This window comes from Streptomyces sp. HPF1205 (assembly GCF_020400825.1).
Lineage (GTDB): Bacteria > Actinomycetota > Actinomycetes > Streptomycetales > Streptomycetaceae > Actinacidiphila.
The window spans coordinates 1-8,948 of record NZ_JAINVH010000073.1 but is presented as its reverse complement, the minus strand read 5'-3'; the positions used below and the strand labels follow the sequence as shown (position 1 = coordinate 8,948).

At 70.1% G+C, this 8,948-nt stretch carries 5 protein-coding genes; 4 read left to right on the top strand and 1 reads right to left on the bottom strand.

Going from position 1 to position 8,948, the window contains the following annotated elements; translation table 11 throughout:
* Positions 1–165 precede the first annotated feature (165 nt).
* From K7G61_RS35405 to K7G61_RS35390, 4 genes are all read left to right on the top strand, one after another.
* Positions 166–522: a hypothetical protein gene (locus tag K7G61_RS35405; RefSeq protein WP_225851265.1), complete on the top strand. Its 357-nt coding sequence runs from the start codon at positions 166–168 to the stop codon at positions 520–522.
* Between the two features lie 147 nt (positions 523–669).
* Positions 670–2,103 (top strand): ATP-binding protein, encoded by a 1,434-nt coding sequence (locus tag K7G61_RS35400; RefSeq protein ID WP_225851264.1) that lies wholly within the window; start codon positions 670–672, stop codon positions 2,101–2,103.
* A gap of 460 nt (positions 2,104–2,563) precedes the next feature.
* Positions 2,564–3,607, top strand: coding sequence for a replication-relaxation family protein (locus K7G61_RS35395; protein WP_225851263.1), 1,044 nt, complete (start codon positions 2,564–2,566; stop codon positions 3,605–3,607).
* A gap of 304 nt (positions 3,608–3,911) precedes the next feature.
* Positions 3,912–4,562: a Type 1 glutamine amidotransferase-like domain-containing protein gene (locus tag K7G61_RS35390; protein ID WP_225851262.1), complete on the top strand. Its 651-nt coding sequence runs from the start codon at positions 3,912–3,914 to the stop codon at positions 4,560–4,562.
* Between the two features lie 595 nt (positions 4,563–5,157).
* Here K7G61_RS35390 and K7G61_RS35385 read toward each other — a convergent pair.
* Entirely contained in the window at positions 5,158–7,626 is a 2,469-nt protein-coding gene (locus K7G61_RS35385) for a DEAD/DEAH box helicase (RefSeq protein WP_225851266.1), read from the bottom strand.
* Positions 7,627–8,948 lie beyond the last annotated feature (1,322 nt).

Sequence of the window (8,948 nt, the reverse complement as noted above, 5' to 3'; positions counted from 1 at the left end):
GCGGCCACTGCGTCGACGTCACCCCGCCGCGGACGCCGGGGCGCCGGCCGCGCCCGCCCGGGCACACCGTCTACACCGCCATCTGGCACCCCGCCCCGCCGCCCCGTGAGGACACTGCGCAGGGACCGCAGGACACCACCGTGGAGCTGAGCGTGTACGAGCGCGGTGGCCACCAGCATTCGCCTCCAGGCCCTTCTACGGGCCTCCAAGGACCCCGGCCCCACCACCCCGCCTGGCCGGTCCGCGCAGGGCGGCAAGCCCTCTCCGGCAGACCAGGAGAGCGCCGCGGTGCTGTACGAGCAGCTGGCGTTCGGTGGCGACGTCGGGCAGGACCAGGAGCACGGCCAGGACGACCAGGAGCAGGAGTTCGTCATCAGCCTGGAGCGGCAGGAATGGCTGGAGGAGTTCCGGCGCCGGGTCGGTGAGCTGGCGCGGAACGTCCCCAATGCGAAGCCTGGGAGGAAGGGACGCGGCGGCACCGGGGGGAGCCCGCCGCACCGGCCTGGCTACCGGTCGCGCTGAGTTCGGTTGGTGCTGCGGCGGGCGGGCCGGCCTTCGCCCCACCGAGTGTGGGCCGTGCCCTCCTGCGCCGGACTGATGGAGCGGTTGGTCTCTCACATGCTGCCGAGACGGTCACGGCGGGGGGAGCGCCTCCCGTATGTTCCTCGCATGACCGAACTCATCCTGCAGGCAGGCGTCGATCACGTTGCGCGCCTGGCGCACGAGAGCGACCCTGTCCGGGCTGTGATCGAGTTGATCTGGAACGCCATCGACGCCGAAGCCACTGACGTGTCGGTCACTTTCGACCACAGCGAGATGGATGCGATCTCGAAGACCACGGTCACCGACGACGGTCATGGGATCGGTCTGGATGAGCTCCCCGGGGCGTTCGGTCGCATCGGTGACTCATGGAAGCTGAAGGCGACCAAGTCGAAGAACGGGAAGCGTGGACTGCACGGCAGGCTTGGTGAAGGGCGTCTGCGGGCTTTCGCGCTCGGCAGCCGTGTGGAATGGGACAGCCACAGCCGCGATGCGACGGGCAAGCTGCTCCACATCGTGATCTCCGGTACGGCCGAGCGCCGGAATGTCTTTCCCTGGGATTCGGCACCGACCACGCAGACCGAGCCCGGGACGGTCGTCACCATCTGGAACGACACCCAGAAGTCCCTGGCCCTGCTGGAGTCCGACAGCACACTGTCCGTCCTGCGCTCCCACTTTGCGCCTTTGCTGCTCAACGACGACAAGCTGCAGATCTCCTACTGGGGCGCTGTCCTCGATCCCTCCGACGCTATGGCCGACCGGACCCCGATCCCGTTGACTTTCGGGGAGAACGAGCAGCAGCAGGGCCTCTTGACCATCATTGAGTGGAGAAGCGGGAAACACCGCGCTCTCTACTATGGTCCGGACGACCAGCACTTGCTGTACGAGGAAACAGCCAAGGACCTCGAGCCGCAGTTCAGCTACTCCGCCTACATCACGTGGGGGAGGTTCGACCACGAGGCGCTCTCCTTGCTCCCCCTGGGTGACATGGCACCGGGCGACATCGGGTCCCTGTGGCAGGCGGCGCGGGGCGCCCTTCGCGAGCACTTCACCGGACGCCGGCGAGAACGCCGCCGCGACCAGCTCACCAAGTGGAAGAAAGACCGGATCTACCCCTACGAGGGCGAACCGAAGACAGAGTCGGAGAAGGCCGAACGAGCGGTCTTCGACGTCGTCTCCGGCACTCTCAGCCAGCAGATCTCAACAAAGCGGGCGGATGCCCAGCTGACCCTCGCGCTGCTGCGCGACCTACGGCACCGCCCCGCCCTCGGAGCGCGGCAACGCCGCCCGGGCGCCGCGCAACCACTGGCAGGAGCACTACGCCGGGCCGTACTTCGAGCGGCCGTTCCCGCGCCTGCTGGCGGTGTTCTCCCCCGTGCCGCGGCGGGTGGCCCCGGGCACCCGGGAGGCGGAGTTCCTCGCCCGCGCAGCCGGCCTGCAGTTGGTCCGCTCCCGCCGCTTGGTCATCGCCACCACCACCGCGGCCCGGCCCGGCCGGTGTGGCGGGTCGCCGGCGGACAGGGCGGCTACTGGAGCCTGGACCGGCTCCCCGCCGCGCAGTGACCCGCTGAGCGGATCCAGGCTTTTGCGCCCCCAGCTCACCGGTGGGCCGGGGTGCTCACCGGGCGTCCTGCCGCTTCAACGCGGCTCCTGCCGTGGCCCCTTCCTGGACTCCTGCCAGGGCTCCTACCGGCCTACCGGGCAACGGTTGGGGCATTTCCGCAGGCCAGGCCACAAGTAGTGATGTTGTCCGAGGCTTCGACATCCCCTCTTGCCCTCCACCCCCTGCTGCACCCGATGAAAAGGAGACGGGTGCGGCTGGGTGGTGGGCGAGGCGCGAGGGGCTAACGGGCGGTTGGTGTGCCTCCGGCGGCCTTGGCGGGGCGCTGGCCGCCGCTGGGCGCGTCGGCCGGGAAAGTGGAGCGGCAGCGCGCTGCGGGGCCTCCAGGCGGGCGCCGAGGCTGCTTTGTCGGTGGGCCGGGCGAGACTGGACTGCCTGATCACCGCGAGCGGGGAGGAAGGCGTGAGCCACACGCAGGAGCAAGAGCAGGTACAGGAGCGGGAACAGACCGGGACGCCGAAGCGGCGGCGGGTGCTGTATCCGTACGGGTCGTCGTCACCCGAGCGGGACGACGCGATCACCGTGTTGGGCGCGCTGAGAGTCGCGACGGCCACGCAGATCATGCGACTGACCCGGCCGCACCTGAGCGACAACAAGTCGATCCGCAACGCGCTGCTGGATCTGGCCAAGCACGGCCCGGTGGTGTCCGAGGGCAATACCGCAGGACCGCGCGGGCGGATCGGCACGCCGGGCCGGGCGGGGCCTGCGGCGCAGAAGCTGTGGCGGCTGACGGCGGCCGGCCTGGACTACGCCGACAAGAACATGGTCGACGGCGTCGACGGCGGCCTGGCCCGCGGGGTCGCCCGGGGCGGGGCCAAGCACGCGATGGCCGTCAACGAGACCGTCATCGCCTTCGTCCGCGGCGGCTCCCTTCCCGACGCGGCCGGAGGCATCTGCGGCGTCCAGGCGTTCCGCACCGAGACACACCTGCCGATCGCCTCCGGCAGCAAGGCGGCGGTGCGCGTCGACGCCGTTCTGCGCGCCCCGGCGGCTGGTGTGCCGGTGCTGATGATCGAGGTCGACCGGGGGACGGAGTCCCCCGAGCGGGTGGCGGAGAAGCTCGCCCGCTACGACCAGTATTTCGCCCGCACCCTCTACGAGGTGAAGCGCAGCAACGCGATGGGCGGCAACACGGGGACGGGGCTGCACTGGCAGACGCTCTTCCCGCCCACCGGCCGTCCCGGCACTCCGCCGGTCGCCATCGTCTTCACCGGCATGTCCCGCCCGGCGCTGGCCAACCGCATCAACCGCGTCCTCGAACTGACCTCCGAGCACTGGCAGTTCAGCTTCCAGGATTACCAAGCAGGCGAGGGCGGCGTGCCCCTGCTGGTGACCGCGCTGGACGACCTGCTCGCCCACGGGCCGGCAGGACCGGTCTGGTATCGGGCCGGGGCCGGCATGCCCAGACGCGGACTCGTCCAGGCCCTGGACGGCACCCTGGACTGAAACCTCATCCTCGTGGCAGTGGATCTCTCACCGATGTCAGCGACCGTATGAGAACACGGGCGAGACTCCACCATGGGACCCGGGCCCGCCGCCCCGTGAGGACACTGCGCAGGGACCGCAGGGCACCACTGTGGAGCTTGAGCGTGCACGACGGGCGTTGGCCATCAGCATCCGCCTCCAGTCCCTCCTGCGGGCCTCCAGCAGCCCGCGCAGCCGTCAGCGAGGTGGTCGACTGAAACCGTCGGCCTGACCTCAGCTAACAGCCGACGCACTCCGACCACACAGCACCGAATAGGGTCCCTGGATGCGCATGTATCTCTCCTCCTTCCGCATGGGCGATCACCCCGACCGGCTCCTCGCCCTGCTGGGCGAACCGGGCCCGGCCGAAATCGCGGTGATCGCCAACGCCATGGACGGGCAGCCCGGAAACGAACGTGCGGCCGGCGTCGAGCGTGAGGTCGACGCCCTGACCGCGCTGGGGCTGCGGCCGACCGAGGTCGACCTGCGAGGGTTCTTCGACCAGCCGAGAGAGGCCATCGAGACGACGCTCGCCCGCTTCCCCGCGGTCTGGCTCCGGGGCGGCAACGTCTTCATGCTCCGATACGCCCTCGCCCGCAGCGGCGCGGACACCGTGCTGACCGCACTTCTGCGACAGAACGCCTTGGTCTATGCCGGCTACAGCGCAGGCCCGTGCGTGCTCGCCCCGAGCTTGCGCGGTTTGGACCACTGCGACGACCCGAGCGTGGTGCCCGAGACCTACGGCGATCCGGTGGTCTGGGACGGGCTCGGCATCCTTGACTACGCCGTCGTGCCCCACGTCGACTCACCAGGGCACCCCGAAACGGAGGCCCTCAGCGTCGTCGCCGCCAACTACCGCGCCGACGGCGTCCCCCACCGGACCCTGCGCGATGGCCAGGCCCTCGTAGTCAACGGTGAGGACACACAAATCTGCTGACCGGCACCTTGCCGACGACGGACGACACCTCGCCTATGAACGCCCCGCCGAACCCACCCGCGGCGGGGCTTTCCTGCCTCACCACATCGGCATCGTGAACGCCCGGTCCGTCGGCATTTTCAACGCCGGGCAACAATCCGCGAACGCCGAGTGAGTCGGCAACCAGGCGTTCAACCACCCGTTCGCACCGTTTCGCCCGCCCGGCCCGCACGCCGGCTGTGACCTGCGGTAGCGATGTCCGCCGGGCGGTTGCGGTGCGCTGACTTCCCCTCTGTGCCCCTGTCTTTGCCCTCAGCGCTGGTGAAAGAGGGAGAGAGAGCGAACGGAACGCGGACCGGGGTGTCGGGGAAGCGGCCCCGGGGGTTGGCGTCCCGGCGGCCGGGTTCCGGCCGCCGCGACGGACCCGTTCAACAGGAGAGGGACCGCGCCGCCGGACGCCCCGGCAGAGCCGCTGTACGCCCGTGTGCCGCTCTGGCGTCAGCAGTCGGGCCGGGTTGTTGTGCCACCTCGTGTCAGCGGGGCAGCCGCGGCCGCGCACGAGGGCCGGGCCCCGGCTTCCCCGTGGGGTCCGGGCCCGGCCCTTCGCTGCGCGCTGCTACCAGCGCATGCCCAGCGCGTCGAGCTCCGCCCGGCGCTCCGCGCTCAGCTTGTCCGCCCGCCTGCGGGCGTTGTCCGCGAACATGCCCAGCTTGTAGGGCACGCCGTCGACCTCTTCGACGTGCTTCCTCGGCACCTGGAAGTGCCCCTCACGGGCGTAGAACTGCCGGGCCGCCGCCATATTCGCCGCCCACTTGTCCGCCTGCGTGCGGGGCGCCAGCGGCCGCTCGTCAGGCTCCGCCGGGCCGATGTGGAGCATGTTCTCCAGCATCCAGGCCTGCGCGGGCAGCAGCTGGTCCCAGCCGAGCCGCTGCGCCTGGACCCACGCCCCGAGGTCCTCGCCCTGGAGCGTCATCTGCCCAGGCGCGGTGGGCAGCTCGGTTCCGGCCTCGATGAGGTTGCGGCACAACCGGTAGCAGCGCTGCCAGGCGACCGGCCAGGCCGGGCACCAGGACGGGTCGATCGCCTCGAGTGCGTCCCTGCGCTCTTCGGTCAGCGCCCCGGCGGTGGACCCGACCGACAGGCCGGCCTCGCGCCGCGCCTCGATCTCCGCCAACCGCCGGCCCGCGGTGCGCTGGTTCTTCATCCAGACCCCGACCGGGTACCCGTTCCAGGTGACGCTCGTGGGCGGGAGCAGGTGCCCGTGCTCGGCGGCCCACCCCTGCGCTGCTGACAGCCCCTCCTGGAAAGCGACGTCCCAGTGCGACCAGATCATCTGCAACTCTTCGAGTTCCTTGGCGCGCGAGGGCTTCATCTCACCTGCGTTGTAAAACCGCCTCTGGTCCGCGATCCATGTCCCCAGCGGAAAGCCAGCGGGCTGCCATTCCTCCGGCGTGGTGAACGCGTACGGGACTTTCAGATCCCCGTTCTCCTTCACATACCGGGTCGCTGCCTGGATTCCCTGCCGCCAGTACGCGTTCTCCGGCTGGAGAATCCGCAGTTTCATGAACTGCGCCAGCACGGCAGGATCACGTGGGGTGGAGAAGGAAAGCAGGCTCTGTGCGGGAGCCGACGTTCCCCGCTCCTCACCCCGGCCCGCCGCGTCGCGCTCGGATGCCGACGGCTTCCGGCTCCGGGTGTTCGACTGCTGCTCCGCCAGGGCTTCCACGGTGTCCGCGTCGTGACTACGGAGCGCAGCCAAAATCCGGGCCAACCCGTGGTACCCCTTGCTGGTGAGCATGGCGTCCGGGTCCTCGTCCTTGCCAAGGAACACCGGCACCACCAAGCTTGCCAACTTGCCTTCTCCCGGTTTCATCCGCAGGGCGCGGCCGACGATCTGGAGGATGTCGACTGCGGAGCCGCGTACGTCTCCGAAGAACACAGAGTCACATCCTGGCGTGTCGACGCCTTCCCCGAGGACTCGAACACTGGACAGCAGGCGCAGGCGCATCGGGAACAGGTCGCCGTCTACGCGTTCGCCGACGGGGTCCGCGAACGTGGCCAGCGTCGCCCGGCGGCGCTTGGGGCTGTGCTCGCCGCACAGCCAGTCCGACCACACCCGATCCGGCTCCGGATACGTCTCGGGGTCGTCCTCCCACAACCGTTGGGCAACGGCCGGCACCCCGGCCGCCATGGCTTCGGCCTCGCTGGTCCGGTAGTGGAAGCTGAGCATCCTGCGCAGCCCGCGCTCTGCGGCCGTCTTCACCGCGGCGGTCTGAAGCGCCGCCAGGCGGGAGCCGCGCACGTTGTCCGACCTGGCCTCGATCCCCAGCAGCGCGGCCGCCTGGAGCTCCGGGTCGGTGACGTCGACACACACCACCTGCCAGGCCGCGACCAGACCGAGGTTGCGGGCCTGCGAGAGCGTCAACTTGTACGCCACGCTGCCGAAAAGCCCGTCCGGGTCGTCCTCCATCGAAGCGACCAACACCGGCGCGGCGCTGCCGCCCTCGTCCGTCTCCGGCGCCTCCCACACACGCGGGGTCGCCGTCATGTAGAGCCGCCGGTCAGCAGGCACCTTCGCGTTGTCGTGAATCGCAGCCCACGGCTTGCTGCCCCGACCACTGACCCTGTGGGCCTCATCCACCACCACCAGCGACCAGGGCGAAAGGCCCGCCTCGTGCGCCCGCTGGAGCGTCCCCAGACCCACGCTGGCGTAGGTGGCGAAGACCGTCAGCGTCTCCTGGCCGCGCGTCCACGCCCCCAGCTCGTTCACGTCCGTCGTGCACGCCGCCAGCCCCTGCGCCTCATCTGCACGCAGCGAGCAGATGCCGTAGAACGGGCCCGTCCGGCCGCCGGCCCGCCACGCGGCCGCCATCTGAGTCAGCAGGTCCAAAGTCGGAACCAGCACCAATACCCGGCCCGCACGCAGTTTCCGCGCGGTCAGCACCGCCATAAAAGTTTTTCCCGAACCGGTCGCCGCAATGACCTGCGTCCGCAGACCCTGCGCGGGCATTTCCTGACCCGGCTGCAATTCGAGTGCCCGCACCGCCGCATCGGACGCCTCGATCTGATGCGGAAGCGGGTCCATCTCCACGAGCGTGTTTTCCCCTTCGGCTGTGACCACTGCCACCATGGTTTTGACGCTCCCCCATCCGGGGACGATGCGCGGCCCCGGGTGGGTATGCTCCGGGGGTGGTGTCTGAGTCCAGAGTCTAGCGGGTAAATAAATATGACGCAGACCTTCGGCCGCCTCACGCAGGATCGACAGTCTTCCTCACCCCGGCTACGGTCCCCTTATGACTGTCAACCGAAAGGCCCATGCCGCGTAGACGGCCGGGCGCACTGCGCACCCAACAGCGGCCCCGCCTCTCCCCGGGCCACCCCCGCCGCATCGACCGCCTGTCAGCAGCAGCGACTCGCGCCGTCTGCCAGGTCGAGGTCGCACAGAACGACCAGGACGTATGGCCAGGAGGCCTTGAAACGGCCTTGCGGTGGTACCGCAGGTTCCTCTCGCAGACCGGCCGCTACCTGCAGCCCGGGCCCGCAGTTTGCCCGTGCCGATCCTGCTATCTGGAGGATGTGCGGGAAGCCAGGGACATGGTCGAGCGGCTCCTGCCGAAACTCCCTTCTCCAGCTCGCGGTGAACTGGAGAAGCTGGTCGCCGGCCTCGACGCTGAACTGCTTCGCCGGACCCTCCCCGACCCCTACAGTCGGCGAGCCGGGGAGCGCAGACTAGAGTGGTGGCATCACCGCCTCCAAGGCTGACCCCCACCCCTCCCTCCTAGCCGGTCCGCTTGTTGCCGGACCCTCCACGGTGGGCTCACAGGCCAGGCGGTGCCCGCCGGGTTCCTGGGTGGGGGCCGGCTGGGCGTATTGTCTGGCCATGACGCACAGGGGTCAGCCGCGGGAGTCGCGCGCGGAGCTGCGGAAGAGTCCCGGAGAGCGGTACGCGGCCTGGAGGGGCGACCTGCCGCTCCCGGAGCACCTCGCATCGAAGCATCGGCCGCTGGATCCGCTAAGGGGCGCAGCGTTGATGGCGGTGCTTCCGATCTCGGCTGTTGCGGCTGCCGTCAGTCCCGACGGCTGGCCCTGGTGGCAACGGGTCCTCGCGTTCTTGGCCGCACTCGCACTCGGCGTCTACCCGGTCTTGCTCGTCATCGGGTACTGGCGCCTTTGGCGGCGCGGGGCCTCCGCTGACTTGAGGTGAGCCCCCCGTCCTAGTCAGCTGCTCGTTGCCCGGCCCCGTGCGGGCCGCCCGGGTGCGTAATGGGGCACCGATCACGGGGCGCAACGCGCACCGCCAGGGACCCGAGCGGAGCGAGGGGCTGCGGCCCGTCAGAAGGCGGGCGGAGCCCGCTGATTGAGGGGCCGTCAACCCTGGAGCGAAGCGGAAGGGTTGGCCCGGCGGAG